Genomic DNA, 17,090 nt, shown 5'->3' with positions numbered 1-17,090 from the left:
AGGCTGCCCTTCTTTAGATGACGCAATGCATCTATATAGGATGTCGGAAGGTCGAAGGATCAGGGTATGCCGAGAGTTTCCCAGGAGCAGGCCAAGCTCAACCGTCAGCGCGTCGTGGAGGTCGCGGCGGCCCTGTTCCGTGAGCGCGGCCTGCACGGCGTCGGCGTCGCCGACATCATGGCCTCGGCCGGCCTGACCCATGGCGGCTTCTACGGCCAGTTCGCCAACAAGGACGCCCTGGCAGCCGAAGCGTTCGACTCCGCGCTCGGTGAGGATCGGCGTGGAGACGTGGACGCGATCATCGCGAACTACCTCTCCGTTAAACACGTCCAGACGCCCGGGAAGGGTTGCCCCCTCGCGGCCCTCGCCAACGACATCTCCCGGGAAGCGCCGGGCAGCCCCGTCCGAGCCCGGTTCACCCAGGGCGTCGAGCGTCTGGCCTCGATCCTCGCCAACCTCACGCCGAGGGCTTCGCGGGAGCGCCGTCGACAAAAGTCCCTCGCGACGCTGTCGACGCTCGTCGGAGCCGTCGTCCTGGCACGAGCCGTCGATGACGAGGCGCTGGCGAACGACCTGCTTCAGGCGGCGCATTCCGCGGTTGCCGGCTGACATTCCCGGGCAAGGCGCCGGACCCACGGAGCATGCACCCTGATCGACCGATCCGAGGCCGTGAGACCGCGATCCGAATGTTTCGCGCGCCGTCACGCGGCGCCCTTCACGATGCGACAGATCGATGTCGATGCGTGAGCCGATCGTAATCACCGGAATGGGCGTGGTCTCCCCACTCGGCTGCAGCGTCGAGGGGATGTGGCGCCGCCTGATCGCCTCCGAGTCCGGCCTGAGGCGCCTGCCCGACGACATCGTCCCCGATATCGAGGCCAAGGTGGGCGGGATCGTCCCGCAGAAGGACGAGAATCCCGACGGCTTCGATCCGGATGCCCTCATTCCGGCTGACGCACGGCGCAGATCCTCCTCGGTCAAACGAAGATCGAGAGAACGGACGGCGCCTCGGTGTTGAGGAAGGGCGCATCATTCGCCTGAAAAACGTCGGCTGAGGAAAAGCTATTTCCTCAGGCATGTAGTCATCACACGACCTGCTGAGCCTCGAGATAGCGACGCCATCCACCGTACTCGGTGATGTCTTGTGCTGCGCTCAGGCTCTCCGCCTCGGCCAAAAACCCCTTTGGGGTCGTTCCATCCGAGAGCCGCAAGGTCCCGATCGTGAGTGGCATCGGGACGGCCGCCACGAAGGCACCGAACCCGGCGGCGGGAAGCGCCCAGACCTCCGTCTCGATCGGTGCGCCCATACCAGGCGCGACCCGAACCAGGCCCGGCCGCGCCGGCGGACCGCCCGGAAGGGCGTGGAGCCGATACTCCGCACGCGTCCTGACTGCGCGCAGGAAGCGCGCGCCGTGACCGACGAGCTCGGCGTTCAGCGGCAGCCCGGACATATGCGCTCCGACCACGGCGATCTCGATCTCGTCATCCTGGGCACGCGCGACATGCGTCTGCCCTGCCGTCTCAAAGGACGCGGGCACGGTGCTGACCCCGAGTCTCAGGTCCGCCGCCGCGTGCAGCCGTGCGCCGAGGTCGGCGATCAGACCGTCTGCGCCGCGCGGCGCGATCAGCGTCACGCCCGAGGGGAACCCATCGCCGCGGAAGCGTCCCGGCACCGCGAGCGCGCAGAGATCCAGCAAGTTCACGAAATTGGTGTAGGTGCCCAGCTCGCTGTTGGGGCCGATCGGGTCGGCGGCCAGATCGGCGATCCTGCGGGGCCGCGGGTAGGTCGGTACCATCAGCACGTCGATCCGCGTCCAGACTCGCTCGGCCGCGCGGCGCAGCTCTGCCAAGCGGTAGAGACCCGCGAAGGCGTCGGCTGCCGAGCGCGTCGTCGCCGATGCGATGATCGCGCGCGTCGTCGGATGGAGCGCCTCGGGCTGCGCCTCGATGAAGGCGCGGATCGCCTGGTAGCGCTCGGCGACCCAGGGACCCGCGTAGAGGAGGTCCGCGACCGCCATGAACGGCGCCAGGTCGATCGGCACCGTCTCGTCGCCCAGCACGGTCCCGAGATCCGTCAGCGCGGCCACGAAGGCCGCCTCCGAGAGAGTGTCGCCGCCGAAATGCCGGCTTGCTCCGTCCGGTACGCCCACGCGCAGCCCGGGCGGGCACGCGCCAGGCCGCGGCGGGACCGGCAAGGCGCGGGAGAACGGGTCGTCGGGATCGTAGCCGAGCATCACCCGGTAGACCGCATCGGCATCCCCGACGGTCCCGGCAAACACGGACAAGGTGTCGAGGGTGCGGCAGGCCGGCACCATGCCGCGCGTCGAGATGCTGCCGAGGGACGGCTTCAGGCCCACGACGTTGTTGAGGCCGGCCGGGACGCGGCCGGATCCCGCCGTGTCGGTGCCGATCGCGAAGGTGACCAGGCCGTGCGCCACCGAGACGGCCGAGCCCGACGAGGAGCCTCCCGGGACCATGGCCGGGTCGAAGGCGTTCCTCGGGACGGCGTAGGGGGTCCGAATACCGACGAGGCCGGTCGCGAACTGGTCCAGGTTGTTCTTGCCGATCAGGATGGCGCCGGCTGCGATCAGTCGCGCGATCGCCGGTGCGGTCGCCGCCGGCAGGTAGGCGAAGGCGGGGCAGGCGGCGGTCGTCGCAAACCCGGCGACATCGATGTTGTCCTTGACGGCGAAGGGCACGCCCCAGAGCGGCTTTGCGACCGGGTCGAAGGCCCCGAGCGCCCGGGCGGCCGCCCGGGCCTGTGCCTCCGGCACGAGCGCGAGAAACAGGCCGGGATCGTCGACTTCCGCGATCCGCCGGTAGGTCTCGGCGATCACGGTCTCGGGTGCGAGACCCTCGGCATAGGCCGCATGCAGTGCGGGCAGCGTCGGGAAGGAAGGAACCGGCATGTGCGCTCTCCAGTGAAGGATGGCCTGCAGGCGTCCCCGAGACGGGATTCCGCCCCGAAGACGCTCGGAATGGTGCCCGTTCAGATGTGGCTGGCGCCCTGCGCCGCGAGCACGGCGTCCTCGTTCGCCTCGTCTTCGGTCGTGCGGTTGAAATACGCGTTCAGGAGCACGGCCGCGATCGCAGTCAGGATGATGCCGTCGCCGAAGATCGGCTTCAATTCCGCGGGGAAGATCCGGAAGAAGTTCGGCGAGACGATCGGGATCAGACCGAAGCCGATCGAAATCGCCACGACGATCGTATTGTGCGGCGCCTTGGCGTAGTCGACGCTCTTCAGGATCTTGATGCCGGTGGCGGCGACCATCCCGAACATGATGAAGCCGGCCCCGCCGAGCACGCATTGAGGCACCGAGGCGACGATGAAGGCGAGCTTGGGCACGAGGCCCAGGGCCAGCATGATCACGCCGCCCGCCGCGCAGACCCAGCGGCTGTAGACGTTCGTCACGCCGACCAGCCCGATGTTCTGCGAGTAGGACACGTACGGGAAGGTGTTGAAGAGGCCGCCGATCAGGGTGCCGAGGGAGTCGGCGCGCAGGCCGCGCTTGATGTCCTCGGGACCGACCGCACGGCCGGTCATCGCCCCCAGCGCCAGGAACATGCCCGTGGCCTCGATGAACACGATCGTCATCACGAGGCACATCGTCAGGCACGGGATCAGGTCGAAGGTCGGGACACCGAACTGGAGCGGCAGCACGATGCGCAGCCAGGGCTCCGCCTGGATGCCGGAGAAGTCGGTCCAGCCCAGCGCGATGGTGACGAGGTAACCGGCGGTCACGCCGAGCAGGACGGCCATATTGGCCAGGAAGCCGGTCCCGAAGCGGATGATCAAGAGGATCACGGCCAGGACGAGACCCGCCACCGCGAGATAGCCGCCGGCGCCGAAATCGGCCGCCGCAGCCCCGCCACCGGCCCAGTTCACACCGACGCGCATGAGCACGACACCGATCATCGTGATGATCGTGCCCGTGACCACGGCCGGGAAGAAGCGCAGCACGTGCCTGACGAACGGCGCAACGCACAGCCCGAACACACCGCCGACGATCACCGCGCCGTAGATGCCGTTGAGCCCGACGCCGGGCATGGCGGCCATCGCGAGCATCGGCGAGATCGAGACGGCGGTCACGCCCATGATGACCGGCAGGCGAATGCCGAAGGGCCCGAAGCCGATCGTCTGCACCAGCGTCGCGATCCCGCAGGCGAACAGGTCCGCGTTGATCAGCAGGGCGATCTGATCCTTGGGCAGCTTGAGGGCTGCGCCGAGGATGAGCGGCACGGCCACCGCGTTGGCGTACATGACCAGGACGTGCTGCAGGCCGAGCGCGAACAGGCGCGGCGCGGGCAGGACTTCATCGACGGGGTGCACGGGCTCGGCCATGGTCATCTCCAACGGCATGCGACCTCGCGATTTTGCATGCAGTTTTTGATTTCCGCATGCCAAAATGTTGTGCGGCATTGCACAAATCACGAATGCATGCCGTGCTTGCGTTGGGCAGGTGCCGGATCGATGATCATCCGCGACGTGAACGAGACCGTGAGATGACGTCTTCGAACAAGCAGACGCAGACGGACAAGCTGGCCGCGGAGATCGGCGATGCGATCCTCTCCGGCGTGCTCGCACCGGGTACACGTCTCGACGAGCATGGACTGGCGGAGCAATACGCGGTCTCGCGGACGCCGGTCCGGGAGGCGATTCGCTCCCTGGCCGCCACGGGTCTGGTCGAACTGAGACCGCGACGGAGCGCCGTCGTCGCCGAGATCACGCCCGCGCAACTCGAGGTCATGTTCGTCGCCATGGGCGAGCTGGAGGCGACCTGCGCCCGGCTGTCGGCGATGAGCATGACGCCGATCGAACGCAGGCGCCTCCAGAACCAGCACGAGCGCATGGGCGCGCTCGTCGAGAGCGACGATGTCGCCGGGTTCATCGAGGCGAACCTGACCTTCCACGCCCTGATCTACGCGGGCAGCCACAACGGCATCCTGGCGGATATGGCCGTCGGCCTGCGCCGGCGCCTCGACCCCTATCGTCGCGCCCAGTTCCGCAGTCCCGGACGCCTGCCGCGCTCGCAGGCCGAGCACGAGCGCATCATGCAGGCAATCGTGTCAGGCGATGCCGCGGCTGCGCATGCGGCCATGCTGAACCATGTCAGCCTGGTGGAAGACACGTTCATCGGTCTCACCGCGACGCGGGCCGCCTGATACGGTCGGGAGGACCCGGCTGCAGCAGCTTGGGAATCCAATTCCTCAGGAGTTGAGCCGCCTCGGTATCGCACGGCCGCGACAGGCGGCGCGGTATTGCTGGCGCGGCAGGCCGCGCATGTTGCGCCGGTCCGCCTCCTGCGTGCAGGCGGTCTTGCGATCGGCCTTGTTCAGCTCCCGGGTGCCGGAGGACGGCACGTCGGTCGGCGCGGGCGCGGTGTAGCTTTGCGCAAGCGCCGCACCCGGAAGGGCGACGAGAAGGGCGAGCACGAGATACAGCCGGCGCATGATCTTCCCTATGAGCGACAGCCAAGCTGAAGCAAGCGCCGCGCCAAGATGAATACTGACGGACGGAGCGCGGTCGCCCGTTCAGGCCATGGCGTCCGGCGCGGGATAGCGCAGAGGGTCGCCCGGGCGACGATTGTCGTAGACGCATTCCCCCGCCACCCAGGTGGCGCGGACCGTGCGGTGGTCCCCCAGCGTCATCAGCACGAACAGGAGTTCCTCGATGCCGCCGCAGGTGCCGGTGCGGAAGCCGAGAAGCGGTGTGGCCGCGAGGTCGAGCACGCAGAGGTCGGCGTCATGGCCTGGCGCGATCCGCCCGATCCGGTCGTCGAGGCGGAGGGCTTCGGCGCCGCCCAGGGTGGCAAGCCAGAACGCCCGGACCGCATCGAGCTTGGTGCCCCGCAGGGCCGCGACCTTGTAGGCTTCCCCCAGCGTCTTGAGCAGAGAGAGAGTGGTGCCCGCGCCGACATCGGTGCCGAGCCCGACCCGCACGGGGCGCTTCGGATCGAGGGCGTCGAACAGCCGGAACAGGCCGCTGCCCAGGAAGCCGTTCGAGGTCGGGCAATGGGCGAGCGCCGCCCCGCTGGAATGGCAGGTGCAGAAATCGGCCTCGCTCACGTGGATCGCGTGGCCGAGGACCGAGCGCGGACCGACGAGGCCGGCATGGGCGTAGACGTCGAGGTAGCTCTTCCGCTCAGGAAACAGCTCTCTGACCCAGGCGATCTCGTTGGTGTTCTCGCAGAGATGCGTCTGAAGGAAGAGGTCGTCGTGTTCCCGCAGGAGTGCGCCGGCCGCATCAAGCTGCGCCTCGGTGCAACTCGGTGCGAAGCGCGGCGTGACGCAGTAATGCTGCCGACCGCGTCCGTGCCAGCGCGTGATCAGCGCAATGCTCTCGTCGTAGCCGCGCTGGGCCGTATCCAGGAGCGCCGCCGGGGCGTTGCGGTCCATCAGCACCTTGCCGGCGATCATGCGCGTCTTGAAGCGCTCTGACTCGGCGAAGAACGCCTAGACCGAGCTGGGATGCACCGTGCAATACACCACCGCCGTGGTGGTGCCAGCGGCCAGGATCTCGCGGAAGAACAGCTTGGCGACCGCTTCCGCATGCGCCGCGTCGGCGAACTGAAGCTCGGCCGGAAAGGTGTACTTGTCGAGCCAGGCGAGCAGTTGCTCACCGTAGGAGGCGATCATCTGCAACTGCGGGTAATGGACGTGGGTGTCGATCAGTCCCGGCAGGATCAGGGCGTTCTCGTACGTCACGACCTCGACGCCGGCGGGGAGCATGCCCGCGAGCTGCGCATAGGGGCCGAAGGCCGTGATGCGCCCGTCCTCCATGAGGATGAGCGCATCGGCGACGTGTTCGAGGCAGTCCTCGCTCAGGAACGGGTTGCCCCGCAGGCTGACGGCCTGCCCGCGGATCGCTTTCATCGCGCTTCCTCCACGTGCGCCGCCGGTCCCGGCGCATGCGAACCGGACGAAAGTCGCGATCGACCGGGCCACGAGCGTCCTGTCCTGCGCTTGAGCCCTCGATCAGCGAGCCCACGCGATCCGAACGCCGCGCATCGTCCCGGCAGGCGTAGCAATATGCCTGCCGGGACGGAGGCTCATGGCGGTGCCGATCCGTCGAGGGCGGCGATGACGGCGGCGGACTCGGCGACCCAGCCGAAGATCCCGCCCTGCGCCTTGATCATCGCCAGCCCAGCGGTGTGGAAGTCCGGGATATACGAGCCGCAGGCGTCCGCGACGACGGCGCAGCGGTAGCCGCGATCGTTGGCCTCGCGCACGGTGGTGTGGACGCAGACCTCGGTGGTCACGCCGCAGACGAGGAGGGTGTCGATGCGCCGGGCGCTCAGGATGCCGGCGAGGTCGGTGGCGTAGAAGGCGCCCTTGCCGGGTTTGTCGATGATCGGCTCGCCGGGTTCGGGCCGCAGGTCCGGGATGATGTCATGGCCGGCCTCGCCGCGGATCAGGATCCGGCCCATCGGGCCCGGATCGCCGATGCGGGCGGACGGCCGGCCGCGGGCGAGCTTGGCCGGCGGGGCATCCGACAGGTCCGGCCGGTGGCCTTCGCGCGTGTGCACCACCAGTAGCCCGGCGCGGCGGGCTGCCGCGAGCACCGCCCGCGCCGGCGGGACCGCTTTGGCCAGGAGCGAGACGTCGTTACCGAGGCTCGCCCCGAAGCCCCCAGGCTGGAGGAAGTCGCGCTGCATGTCGATGATCACCAGCGCCGTGCCCGCAGGCTCGAACGCGAGCGGCGAGGGCTCGGCTGCGAGGCAGCGGGTCACCGTGGCCGTGGTCATGGAGCGTGCCCTCGGGGGAGCGCCCGAATCATCGGCGTCCCGGGGGAATGATGCTGTGTGCGGACGGGAAATGCATGCGCGTACACCAGGTCAAGCCCACCACGCGCGGATCGCCATCGCCCTGACGCCGTATCGGCGCCCTAGTCAGGGACCGTGCAGAATGGCAGCGCATGCGGAACAAGGCCGCTTCGTTGCTTGGCCGATCCTGGCAGCGAGGACCGTACGACCGCCCGGCGGACGATCACCGAGGCCCGCCGTGCCCTCGGGCGGATCGCGTCCGCCAGTCCGGCGCCTGTTGCATTTTTATGACGCGTGCGGCCGGCGGCACGCTGAGCCCGAGCGTTGGCATATCGGTTGCGGCCGCTCTCCCGATGCTTTGCGAAGCCGGGGGACCGAGACGATGTTCAGGCGCGGACTCGCGGCGGCTTTAGTGCCAGCCTTGATGATCGGGGCCGCGCATGCGGCAGACCTTGAAGCCGGGAAGAAGGATAAGGCGCCCGAAGCGGCGGCCGTGGCCGATGTGCCGTTCTTCCTCTTTGCCGACACGCAGGTCAGCTATCGCTACCAGTTCCCGACGGTCTCGCCCGGCGTCCAGATCCAGCGGGCGGACGGCAGCTTCGTCTCCCGGGAGGCGCCCAAGCAGATCCTCAACATCGCGCATGCCGATGCCTGGGCCTACGGCACCAACTTCTTCTCCCTCGACATCCTGAAGTCGGGCTCGCAGTTCCCGGCGGGCACCACCAACCCGCCGGGCAGCGTCGGCTCGCCGGCCTTCTCCGATTACGGCAATACCGAAGCCTACGGCCTGTACCGCGGCACCCTCAGCCTGAACGCGCTTACCGGCACCAAGGCGTTCACGATTCCCGGACTCGTCAAGGACGTGTCGCTCGCCTTCGGCTTCGACGCCAATTCGCAGAACGATGCGTTCGGCTCGAAGAAGCGCGATATCGTCGGCGGCCTGAACTTCTCCTTCGACGTGCCGGCGGGATTCCTCAATCTCAGCACGCACGTCTACAAGGAATGGAACCGCAACGGTTTCAACCTCCAGCCGGATCGCGACCAGAGCTTCGACGCCGTTCCGGAATTCGAGCTCGTCTACAACTTCCCGCTGACGTTCACCGGGCTGCCGCTCAGCCTGACCGGGTTCAACAACATCGTGTTGCCGAAGGGACGCGGCGTGCGCAACGTCGCGGACTTCCAGTACAACCCGCCGCGCGGCCTCGAATTCCTCTCGCGCACGAACCTCGTGCTCGATCTCGGCAAGCTGATCTACGACCAGCCGAACAAGGTCGATGTCTTCATCGGCTTCCAGTACTGGCTGAACAAATTCGGCAACGTGGAGACCACGACCTTCAAGGGGACCGAGGAGAAGAGCTTCCTGGCGGGGTTCGCCTTCCACGTCTTCTGAGGCGCTGTCTCGGCATCGCGGAGGGGCTGGATGACGATCGCGGCGACTGAGCCGACGCCCGCCTCGGGCGATCCGAGGCCGCTGTTCGGCGCCTACGGCATCGTGAAGCGCTTCGGCGCCTTCATCGCCAACGACCGCATCGATCTCGAGATCCGGGCCGGCGAGATCCATGCCCTGCTCGGCGAGAACGGGGCCGGCAAATCCACGCTGATGAAGATCCTCTACGGCCTCCTGGAGCCGACGGAGGGCGTCGTCACGCATCGCGGCGAGACGGTGAGGCTCGCCAGCCCGGAGGCGGCCCGCCGGCTCGGCATCGGCATGGTGTTCCAGCACTTTTCACTGTGCGAGAACCTGACGGTCGCCGAGAACATCGCCCTCGTGATGGGCAAGGGCCTCGGCCGCAGGGCGCTCGCTGACCGGATCGCGGCCCTCGGCCGGACCTATGGCCTGCACCTCGACCTGGATCGCCCGGTCTGGTCGCTGTCGGCGGGGGAGCGTCAGCGCATCGAGATCGTGCGCTGCCTGCTCCAGGACCCGAAGCTCGTGATCCTCGACGAGCCGACGTCGGTGCTCACGCCCGGCGAAGCGGAGAACCTGTTCGCCGTGCTGGAGCGCCTGCGGGACGAGGGCCGGGCGCTGCTCTACATCTCGCACCGGCTCGACGAGGTGCGCCGCCTCTGCGCCCGCGCCACGATCCTGCGCGGCGGCCGGGTCGTCGGCGCCTGCGATCCGCGGACGGAGAGCGCCGGCTCCCTCGCCGCCATGATGGTCGGCGAGGAGGTCCGCGCGCTGACACGCGCGGCGGCCCCCGCACGGTCGCCGCTGGCGGGACCGGAGCGCCTGCGCCTCGACCGGCTGTCGCTGCCCGCCCCCGGCCTGCACGCCACTGGCCTGCGCGACATCTCGCTCGGCGTCCGGGGCGGCGAGATCTTCGGCATCGCAGGGATCGCGGGCAACGGCCAGTCGGAACTGTTCGCGGCGCTCTCGGGGGAGGCCCGCGCGCCGGAGGACGGCGCCGTCTGCATCGACGGGACACCCGCCGGCCGCCTCGACATCAACGCGCGGCGGCGTCTCGGAGCCGCTTTCGTGCCCGAGGAGCGCAACGGCCACGCCGCGGCGCCCGGCCTGAGCCTTTCGGAGAACGCCGTGCTCTCCCGATACGCGACCGCCTCGCTCACGCGCTTCGGGCTCGTACGCCGGGCCGCGGCTCGGGCGCTGGCGGCCCGGGTGATCGAGGCGTTCGATGTTCGCAAGACCGGCCCGGACCCGGCCGCCGGCACCCTGTCGGGGGGCAACCTGCAGAAGTTCGTCGTCGGACGCGAGATCCTGGCCGAGCCCGGGGTGCTCGTGGTCGATCAGCCGACCTGGGGCGTCGACGCGGCGGCAGCCGCGCGCATCCGCCAAGCGCTGATCGACCTCGCCGCGCGCGGGAGCGCCATCCTGGTGATCAGTCAGGACCTCGACGAACTGTTCGCGATCGCCGGCTCCATCGCGGTCCTCCAGGCCGGCACCCTGTCGCGGGCCGTGCCGCGCGCCGAGACCTCCCGCGAGGCGGTGGGCCTGCTGATGGGCGGCCACCCGGTCGTCCCGCCCGGCCGCATCCGCGAAGGCGCGGCCCATGCAACGTAACCACGCGACGTAACCATGCGCCTTGACCTCGTGCCGCGCGCCGGCCGCTCGCCGCTCGCCGCCATCCTCGCGCCGGCCCTGTCCTTCCTCGCCGCCGTGCTGCTCGGCGGCGTGGCCGTCGCCCTGCTCGGCGTCTCGCCGACGGCGGCTTTTGCGGCCTACTTCATCGCGCCGCTGTCCGAGCTGTGGTCCCTGCAGGAGATCGCCCTGAAGGCCGCGCCGCTCGCCCTGATCGCGACGGGTCTGGCCTTCTGCTACCGGGCGAACCTGTGGAATATCGGTGCCGAGGGCCAGTTCGTGGTCGGGGGCCTCGCCGGCGGCTGCGTCGCCCTCGCCACCCAGGGCAGCGCGGGCTTCATCCTGTGGATCCTGCCGGCGATGCTCGTCGGCGGAACGCTCGCCGGCATCGCCTACGCGATGATCCCGGCTGTGCTGAAGGTCCGGCTCGGCGTCTCCGAGATCCTGACCAGCCTGATGCTGGTCTACGTCGCGGAACTACTCCTCGACTACATGGCCCGGGGCCCGTTGCGCGACCCGGCCGGATACAATTTCCCACAGAGCGTCCCTTTCGATGCCGCCGCGCGCCTGCCCTACCTGATGGAGGGGGAAACCCTGCATGCGGGCGTGCTCGTCGCCTTCGCGTCCGTCGTTCTGGCCACGATCGTCCTCGGGCGGACCCTGTTCGGGTTCGAGGTGCGGGTCGTCGGGGCGAGCCCCCGCGCCGCCCGGTTCGCCGGCTTCAGCGAGGCCCGCCTGACGCTCGCCGCCTTCGCCGTCTCGGGCGGGGCGGCGGGGCTCGCGGGGATCGCGGAAGTCGCCGGCAAGATCGGCCAGCTCCAGCCGACGATCTCGCCGGGCTACGGCTTCACGGCGATCATCGTCGCCTTTCTCGGGCGGCTCTCGCCCCCTGGCATCCTCGTCGCCGCCCTCGTGATCGCGCTCACCACGATCGGCGGCGAGGGCGCGCAGATCGACCTCAGGCTTCCCCTCGACCTGACGCGGGCCTTCCAGGGCTTGTTGCTCGCCTTCGTCCTGGGGGCGGACGTCCTGACCCGCTTCAAGGTCCGCCTCGTCCCGGGAGGTGCGCGATGACCCTCGACATGGTCCAGATGATCCTGGTGACGGTGCTGACGGCGGCGACCCCGCTGATCATCGCCGCGATCGGCGAGCTGGTGGTCGAGCGTGCGGGCGTGCTCAACCTCGGCGTCGAGGGCATGATGATCTGCGGGGCGGCCGTCGGCTTCGCCGCCGCTATCGAGACCGGCTCGACCCTCCTGGGCGCCCTGGCCGGCGCCGGCGCCGGATTGGGGCTGGCGGCCCTGTTCGGGCTGCTAACCGTCGGGCTCGCGGCCAACCAGGTCGCATCCGGTCTCGCGCTCACGATTCTCGGGCTCGGCCTGTCGGGGCTCGTCGGCGCCCCGTATGTCGGCCTGAAGCGGGATCCCGCACCGCATCTCGAGATCCCCGTCCTGAGCGACCTGCCCGGGATCGGCCGGCTCCTGTTCGGCCAGGACGCCTTCGTGTACGCGGGCCTGGCCCTGACCTGCGCCGTCTCGTGGTTCCTGTGGCGGACGCGGGGCGGCCTGATCCTGCGCGCGATCGGCGACGACCACACCGCCACCCACGCCCTCGGCCTGCCGGTGCGCCAGCTGCGCTTCCTGGCCGTGCTGTTCGGGGGCGCCTGTGCCGGGCTCGCCGGCTCCTACCTGTCGCTGGCCTACACCCCGTTCTGGGCCCCCGCGATGACCGCGGGCCGCGGCTGGATCGCCCTGGCGCTCGTCGTCTTCGCCTCGTGGCGGCCGGCGCGGCTGGTGGCCGGGGCGATCCTGTTCGGAGGCGCCACGGTGCTGCAGCTCCATGCCCAGGCGGCGAGCATCGGCCTGCCCGGACAGGCGCTCTCGGCGCTTCCCTACGTTGCGACGATCGTCGCCCTCGTCCTGCTGTCCCTCGGGCGGCGGCAGGGCGGTTCGCTCGCACCCGCCGCCCTGGGGCGCGACTTCACCCCGCACCGCTAGCGGTGCCGTCCACCGGAGAGGACACGAGTGACCATGCGACATTCCTTCTGCGCCGGCCTCGGCGCAATCCTTCTCCTGCTCGGCCCGGCACAGGCCGAGGGCAAGCTCAAGGTGGGCTTCGTTTATGTCGGGCCGGTGGCCGATTACGGCTACTCGTTCCAGCACGACCTGAGCCGCAAGGCCCTGGCCGAGGCTATGCCCGACACGGTCGAGACCACCTACCTGGAGAACGTGCCCGAGGCCGACAGCGAGCGGGCGATCGAGAAGCTCGCGCGCTCCGGCATGGGCCTGATCTTCACCACGTCGTTCGGCTTCATGGAGCCGACCCTGAAGGTCGCCAGGAAATTCCCGAATGTGAAGTTCGAGCACGCCACCGGCTACAAGCGCGCGGCCAACGTCTCGACCTACTCGGCCCGGTTCTACGAGGGCCGGTACGTCTGCGGGAAGATCGCGGCCAAGCTGTCGAAGACCGGGACGGTCGGCTACATCGCGTCCTTCCCGATCCCCGAGGTGGTGAGCGGAATCAACGCCTTCATGCTCGGCGCGCAGTCGGTCAACCCGAACGTGAAGGTGAAGATCGTCTGGGTGAACACCTGGTTCGACCCGGGCAAGGAGGCCGAGGCCGCCAAGGCCCTGTTGGCGCAGGGCGCCGACATCCTGACCCAGCACACGGATTCGGCCGCCCCGCTGCAGGAGGCCGAGAAGCAGGGCAAGCTCGGCTTCGGGCAATCCTCCGACCAGTACCGCTTCGCCCCGAAGGCCCAGCTCACGTCGATCGTCGACGACTGGAACGGCTACGTGATCAGCGAGGCCAAGGCCGTGCTCGACGGCTCGTGGAAGAGCCACGACACCTGGGGCGGGATCAAGGACGGCTTGGTCGTGCTCGCCCCCTTCACCAACATGCCCGCCGACGTAAAGGCCATGGCCGAGGACACCGTGAAGGCGATCGCGGCGGGCCGGACACACCCCTTCGCCGGTCCGGTGACGAAGCAGGACGGGACCGTCGCGGTCAAGGACGGCGAGACCGCCCCCGATCCGATGATCCTCGGCATGAACTGGTACGTGAAGGGCATCGACGACAAGCTGCCCCAGTAGGGCGACCGGCACCGCAGGTTCACGCCGATCCCGACGCGGCTCGGGATCGGCGCCGTTCAATGCGGGCCGTCAGCGGCTGGCGGGCGCCTCGCCGGCGCTGGGCGGCGGCATGGCCGGCTCCTCGACGGCGACCCCGCCGCGGCTCGGCGGAACCTCGACGGCGTCACCCGACCGGATCGATTCAGTCTCGTTGCGCGGTCCGGCGAGGCCTTCCGTGCCGCCCGGCGCGGTGGAGGGATCGCGCCCGGCCGGCGCGCTGTAGGATTGCGCCGAGGCGGCGCCGGCAGCGCCGAGAAGCCCGCAGAGGGCCAGTATGACGGCCGTTGTCTTTCGCATGATCGCCTCGTTCCCGATGAATTCTGTAATCGGAACGAATGGTGCAGGCGTCCGCTGGTTCCGCCGTGTCAGCGCCGATGGTATCGATGCCTATGGAAGAGGCGAAAACCGCGGCGGCGGGCCCCGCGACCGCGCAGGCCGCCGGGCGCCGTGATGCTCGGTTGCCCCGCCGGAGGTGTCAGGGTGCCCTGCGCCGCCGCCTGCGGCGGGATTGCAGGCAGGCCACCCTCGAAGCGGGCTCCCAGGCCGAGCCAGGCGCCCGCTGCCAGCACCGCGATCGCTCCCAGGCGGACGATCCGCATCCAGTCCGCTCCTGAAGTCTCGACGGGGCCCGCCGCCTCCGCCGCAAACCCCGTGCCGCGGGCCTCAGCTGCCCCGGTAGGTCTGAAAGCTCCACGGGGTCGCGACCAGCGGCACGTGGTAATGCGCCTCCGGCTCGGCCACACCGAAGCGCAGGGGCACCACGTCGAGAAAGGCCGGCCGCGGCAGGTCGATCCCGAGCCGGCGGTGGTAATCGCCGAGCGCGAAGCGAAGCTCGTAGATGGCGATCGGAACCGGGCGTCCGCCGATCAGCGGCGCGTCGGTGCGGCCGTCGGCATTGGTATGCGCGCGTGCGACGCGCGCGGCCTCCGTCTCCGAGACGATCTCGACCAGCTCGACGGCGACCCCCGCGGCCGGCTTGCCCAGCATCGTGTCGAGCACGTGGGTGGAGATCCGGCCGGTGGTGCGCAATGTACCGTCCCCCTCGACCAGGGCGCCGAGGCGGATGGCGGCGATGCGGAAGACCTCGACCTGCGCCGTGCGGAACTCGGTCTCCGGATCGGAGGCGAGGCGATCCTCGAAGGCGGCCATGAGCGAGGCGCGGCCATGGCGCTTCACGCAGAGGATGAAGGGGATGCCGAACCGGCTCCGGTAGGCGGCATTCATCGCCGCGAAGCGCGCATATTCCGCATCCGAGAGCCGGTCGAGGCCGGCCGCCGCCTGCTCCGCGACCGAGTCGGGCGCGATGGCGCCGTCGCGGGCGGCGCGGCCGGCGAGCTCGGGATGGCCGGCCAGCAAGGCGTGGCGCGTCGCCTCCGGCGCGGCTTCGACCACCGCGCACATCGCCGCGTGGAGCGCGGCGACGGTGCCGAACGGGCGCCGCGCCGCGGCGGCCCAGGCGACCCAGGGCGCGTGCTCGAACACCGCCCCCAGCGCCGCGACGAAGTCGGTCTCCGGCATGCCGTCGAGATCTGCGAGGGAAAACGTCATCGCGCCCGCACCGTCCCATTCCAGGGTGATCGTAAAGCAGGCAACGGGCCACACGCCAGAGATCGACCGGTCGCCGCCGCCGCCCTGGCGGGCGTCGAAACGGGGGCGTGGCATATGGCTTGCGCATCTCAGGTCCTGGCGCATCGGGCCGCGATCCGGCTGTCGGCCTACTGCGCCTCGGGAGAGTCTCCACGATGTCGCGCGCCGTCCGGTCAGAGCCTTCCGCAGCCTCGGGTCCCGTCCCGCTCGGGCCGGCCACCGCGCCCGTGGGCCGGGTCGGCCCTCTCGCCCTCGGCCTGCTCGGGCTCCAGCACGTGCTGGTGATGTATGCGGGCGCGGTGGCGGTGCCGCTCATCGTGGGGCGGGCGCTGAAGCTGGCGCCGGAGCAGGTGGCGATGCTGGTGAGCGCCGACCTGTTCGCCGGAGGCCTCGCCACCCTGGTCCAGAGCTGGGGGCTGCCCGGGATCGGCGTGCGGATGCCGGTGATGATGGGCGTCACCTTCGCGGCGGTCACGCCGATGATCGCCATGGGGAGCAATCCCGAGATCGGGCTCGCCGGCATCTACGGCGCGGTGATCGCCGCGGGCCTGTTCGCGCTCCTCGTCGCGCCGCTGGTCGGGCGTCTGCTGCCGCTGTTCCCGCCGGTGGTGACGGGCACCATCATCCTGGTGATCGGCATCTCGCTAATGCGGGTCGGCGTGAACTGGGCGGCCGGCGGGGTCGGAAACCCGGCCTACGGCGCGCCCGTCTACCTGGCCATCGCGGCCTTCGTCCTCTGCGTGATCCTGGCGATCACCCGATACGGCACCGGCTTCGTCAGCTCGGCCTCGGTGCTGATCGGCATCATCGTCGGCATGGTCGTGGCCGGCTTCTTCGGGCTGGTCGATCTCGGCCACGTGGCGAGCGCGCCGTGGTTCGACGTGGTGCGCCCCTTCGCGTTCGGCTGGCCGAGCTTCGATCCCGTCTCGATGGTCACGCTGAGCATCGTGATGATCGTCGTGATGATCGAGTCAACTGGCATGTTCCTCGCCCTCAGCGAGATCTGCGCCGATCCGGTCGACGAGGCGCGCCTGACCCGGGGCCTGCGCGGCGACGGCCTCGGCACCGTGATCGGCGGCATCTTCAACACCTTCCCGTACACCTCTTTCTCGCAGAATATCGGCCTCGTCGGGGTCACCGGCGTGCGCACGCACTACGTCGCGGTGGTCGGCGGGCTCATCATGCTGGGCCTCGGGCTGGTTCCCAAGCTCGCCGCCCTGGTCGAGGCCGTGCCGCAATGCGTCCTCGGGGGCGCGGGGCTCGTGATGTTCGGCATGGTCGGGGCGACCGGCACGCGCATCCTCGGCGCCGTCGATTTCGCCAACAACCGCAACAACCTGTTCGTGGTCGCGGTCTCGGTGGGCTTCGGGATGATCCCCCTGGTGGCGCCGGGCTTCTTCCGGCAGATGCCCCAGGCGCTGCATCCGCTGCTCGAATCCGGCATCCTGCTCTGCGCGCTCTCGGCGGTGCTCCTGAACCTGTTCTTCAACGGGCTCGGCAGCACGGAGGACGCGCGCGAGGCCGCCATCCGCCAAGCCAAGACCGCAGAGGCGCATTGAGAGACGCCTGCGG

General features: G+C 69.7%; 15 protein-coding genes and 1 pseudogene. 9 read left to right on the top strand and 7 right to left on the bottom strand.

Annotated elements, in window-relative coordinates; all coding sequences use genetic code 11:
- Positions 1-66 precede the first annotated feature (66 nt).
- Positions 67-609 carry a TetR/AcrR family transcriptional regulator gene (locus MKL11_RS17925; protein WP_243945752.1) on the top strand — a complete coding sequence of 181 codons (543 nt, stop codon included), beginning with the start codon at positions 67-69 and terminating at the stop codon, positions 607-609.
- Between the two features lie 130 nt (positions 610-739).
- Positions 740-1,018: a beta-ketoacyl synthase N-terminal-like domain-containing protein gene (locus MKL11_RS17920; RefSeq protein ID WP_243945750.1), complete on the top strand. Its 279-nt coding sequence runs from the start codon at positions 740-742 to the stop codon at positions 1,016-1,018.
- Between the two features lie 67 nt (positions 1,019-1,085).
- Here MKL11_RS17920 and atzF read toward each other — a convergent pair whose 3' ends face one another.
- Positions 1,086-2,909: an allophanate hydrolase gene (gene atzF / locus MKL11_RS17915; RefSeq protein ID WP_243945747.1), complete on the bottom strand. Its 1,824-nt coding sequence runs from the start codon at positions 2,907-2,909 to the stop codon at positions 1,086-1,088.
- Positions 2,910-2,989: 80 nt separating this feature from the next.
- The gene (locus MKL11_RS17910; RefSeq protein ID WP_243945745.1) at positions 2,990-4,342 is read right to left on the bottom strand and encodes a nucleobase:cation symporter-2 family protein; all 1,353 of its coding nucleotides are present in this window, start codon (positions 4,340-4,342) and stop codon (positions 2,990-2,992) included.
- A 161-nt stretch (positions 4,343-4,503) separates the two neighbouring features.
- On the opposite strand from MKL11_RS17910, the gene MKL11_RS17905 reads away from it, so the two are divergent.
- Complete coding sequence (locus MKL11_RS17905; RefSeq protein WP_243945743.1) at positions 4,504-5,163, top strand: GntR family transcriptional regulator; 660 nt, start codon at positions 4,504-4,506, stop codon at positions 5,161-5,163.
- A 45-nt stretch (positions 5,164-5,208) separates the two neighbouring features.
- Here the strand turns inward: MKL11_RS17905 and MKL11_RS17900 are convergent, their stop codons facing one another.
- From MKL11_RS17900 to MKL11_RS17890, 3 genes and pseudogenes are all read right to left on the bottom strand, one after another.
- On the bottom strand, positions 5,209-5,451 hold the full coding sequence (locus MKL11_RS17900; protein WP_243945741.1) for a hypothetical protein: 243 nt from the start codon (positions 5,449-5,451) through the stop codon (positions 5,209-5,211).
- An 81-nt stretch (positions 5,452-5,532) separates the two neighbouring features.
- Positions 5,533-6,873 (bottom strand): annotated as a pseudogene (guaD, locus tag MKL11_RS17895) (guanine deaminase).
- Positions 6,874-7,049: 176 nt separating this feature from the next.
- The gene (locus tag MKL11_RS17890) at positions 7,050-7,745 is read right to left on the bottom strand and encodes a cysteine hydrolase family protein (RefSeq protein ID WP_243945739.1); all 696 of its coding nucleotides are present in this window, start codon (positions 7,743-7,745) and stop codon (positions 7,050-7,052) included.
- Between the two features lie 400 nt (positions 7,746-8,145).
- Between MKL11_RS17890 and MKL11_RS17885 the strand changes: the two genes are divergently transcribed.
- From MKL11_RS17885 to MKL11_RS17865, 5 genes are read left to right on the top strand one after another with little or no spacing between them, the layout of a single operon-like run.
- The gene (locus MKL11_RS17885; RefSeq protein ID WP_243945737.1) at positions 8,146-9,153 is read left to right on the top strand and encodes a hypothetical protein; all 1,008 of its coding nucleotides are present in this window, start codon (positions 8,146-8,148) and stop codon (positions 9,151-9,153) included.
- 30 nt (positions 9,154-9,183) lie between these two features.
- Positions 9,184-10,782: an ABC transporter ATP-binding protein gene (locus tag MKL11_RS17880; protein ID WP_243945734.1), complete on the top strand. Its 1,599-nt coding sequence runs from the start codon at positions 9,184-9,186 to the stop codon at positions 10,780-10,782.
- A 15-nt stretch (positions 10,783-10,797) separates the two neighbouring features.
- Positions 10,798-11,874, top strand: a complete 1,077-nt coding sequence (locus MKL11_RS17875; protein ID WP_243945732.1) for an ABC transporter permease — start codon at positions 10,798-10,800, stop codon at positions 11,872-11,874.
- Positions 11,871-12,797: an ABC transporter permease gene (locus tag MKL11_RS17870; RefSeq protein WP_243945730.1), complete on the top strand. Its 927-nt coding sequence runs from the start codon at positions 11,871-11,873 to the stop codon at positions 12,795-12,797. Before MKL11_RS17875 ends, MKL11_RS17870 begins: the two co-directional genes overlap by 4 nt.
- Before the next feature lie 33 nt (positions 12,798-12,830).
- A complete protein-coding gene (locus tag MKL11_RS17865; protein ID WP_243945728.1) occupies positions 12,831-13,892 on the top strand; it encodes a BMP family ABC transporter substrate-binding protein in 1,062 nt (353 codons plus the stop codon).
- Between the two features lie 69 nt (positions 13,893-13,961).
- Here the strand turns inward: MKL11_RS17865 and MKL11_RS17860 are convergent, their stop codons facing one another.
- Together MKL11_RS17860 and uraD are read right to left on the bottom strand one after the other, a co-directional pair.
- On the bottom strand, positions 13,962-14,228 hold the full coding sequence (locus MKL11_RS17860) for a hypothetical protein (RefSeq protein WP_243945726.1): 267 nt from the start codon (positions 14,226-14,228) through the stop codon (positions 13,962-13,964).
- 366 nt (positions 14,229-14,594) lie between these two features.
- Entirely contained in the window at positions 14,595-15,479 is an 885-nt protein-coding gene (gene uraD / locus MKL11_RS17855) for a 2-oxo-4-hydroxy-4-carboxy-5-ureidoimidazoline decarboxylase (RefSeq protein WP_243945845.1), read from the bottom strand.
- Positions 15,480-15,673: 194 nt separating this feature from the next.
- Here uraD and MKL11_RS17850 point away from each other — a divergent pair, with 194 nt between their 5' ends.
- The gene (locus MKL11_RS17850; RefSeq protein WP_243945724.1) at positions 15,674-17,077 is read left to right on the top strand and encodes a nucleobase:cation symporter-2 family protein; all 1,404 of its coding nucleotides are present in this window, start codon (positions 15,674-15,676) and stop codon (positions 17,075-17,077) included.
- Positions 17,078-17,090 lie beyond the last annotated feature (13 nt).

The sequence above is a fragment of the Methylobacterium sp. J-077 genome (genome assembly GCF_022829365.1).
Lineage (GTDB): Bacteria > Pseudomonadota > Alphaproteobacteria > Rhizobiales > Beijerinckiaceae > Methylobacterium.
This window is presented reverse-complemented; position numbering and strand designations above follow the sequence as displayed.

Bases quoted from the DNA above. Each gene is read 5' to 3' on its own strand.
- MKL11_RS17925 (WP_243945752.1), top strand. From the start codon at position 67: ATGCCGAGAGTTTCCCAGGAGCAGGCCAAGCTCAACCGTCAGCGCGTC.
- MKL11_RS17920 (WP_243945750.1), top strand. From the start codon at position 740: ATGCGTGAGCCGATCGTAATCACCGGAATGGGCGTGGTCTCCCCACTC.
- atzF (WP_243945747.1), bottom strand. From the start codon at position 2,909: ATGCCGGTTCCTTCCTTCCCGACGCTGCCCGCACTGCATGCGGCCTAT.
- MKL11_RS17910 (WP_243945745.1), bottom strand. From the start codon at position 4,342: ATGGCCGAGCCCGTGCACCCCGTCGATGAAGTCCTGCCCGCGCCGCGC.
- MKL11_RS17905 (WP_243945743.1), top strand. From the start codon at position 4,504: ATGACGTCTTCGAACAAGCAGACGCAGACGGACAAGCTGGCCGCGGAG.
- MKL11_RS17900 (WP_243945741.1), bottom strand. From the start codon at position 5,451: ATGCGCCGGCTGTATCTCGTGCTCGCCCTTCTCGTCGCCCTTCCGGGT.
- MKL11_RS17890 (WP_243945739.1), bottom strand. From the start codon at position 7,745: ATGACCACGGCCACGGTGACCCGCTGCCTCGCAGCCGAGCCCTCGCCG.
- MKL11_RS17885 (WP_243945737.1), top strand. From the start codon at position 8,146: ATGTTCAGGCGCGGACTCGCGGCGGCTTTAGTGCCAGCCTTGATGATC.
- MKL11_RS17880 (WP_243945734.1), top strand. From the start codon at position 9,184: ATGACGATCGCGGCGACTGAGCCGACGCCCGCCTCGGGCGATCCGAGG.
- MKL11_RS17875 (WP_243945732.1), top strand. From the start codon at position 10,798: ATGCGCCTTGACCTCGTGCCGCGCGCCGGCCGCTCGCCGCTCGCCGCC.
- MKL11_RS17870 (WP_243945730.1), top strand. From the start codon at position 11,871: ATGACCCTCGACATGGTCCAGATGATCCTGGTGACGGTGCTGACGGCG.
- MKL11_RS17865 (WP_243945728.1), top strand. From the start codon at position 12,831: ATGCGACATTCCTTCTGCGCCGGCCTCGGCGCAATCCTTCTCCTGCTC.
- MKL11_RS17860 (WP_243945726.1), bottom strand. From the start codon at position 14,228: ATGCGAAAGACAACGGCCGTCATACTGGCCCTCTGCGGGCTTCTCGGC.
- uraD (WP_243945845.1), bottom strand. From the start codon at position 15,479: ATGACGTTTTCCCTCGCAGATCTCGACGGCATGCCGGAGACCGACTTC.
- MKL11_RS17850 (WP_243945724.1), top strand. From the start codon at position 15,674: ATGTCGCGCGCCGTCCGGTCAGAGCCTTCCGCAGCCTCGGGTCCCGTC.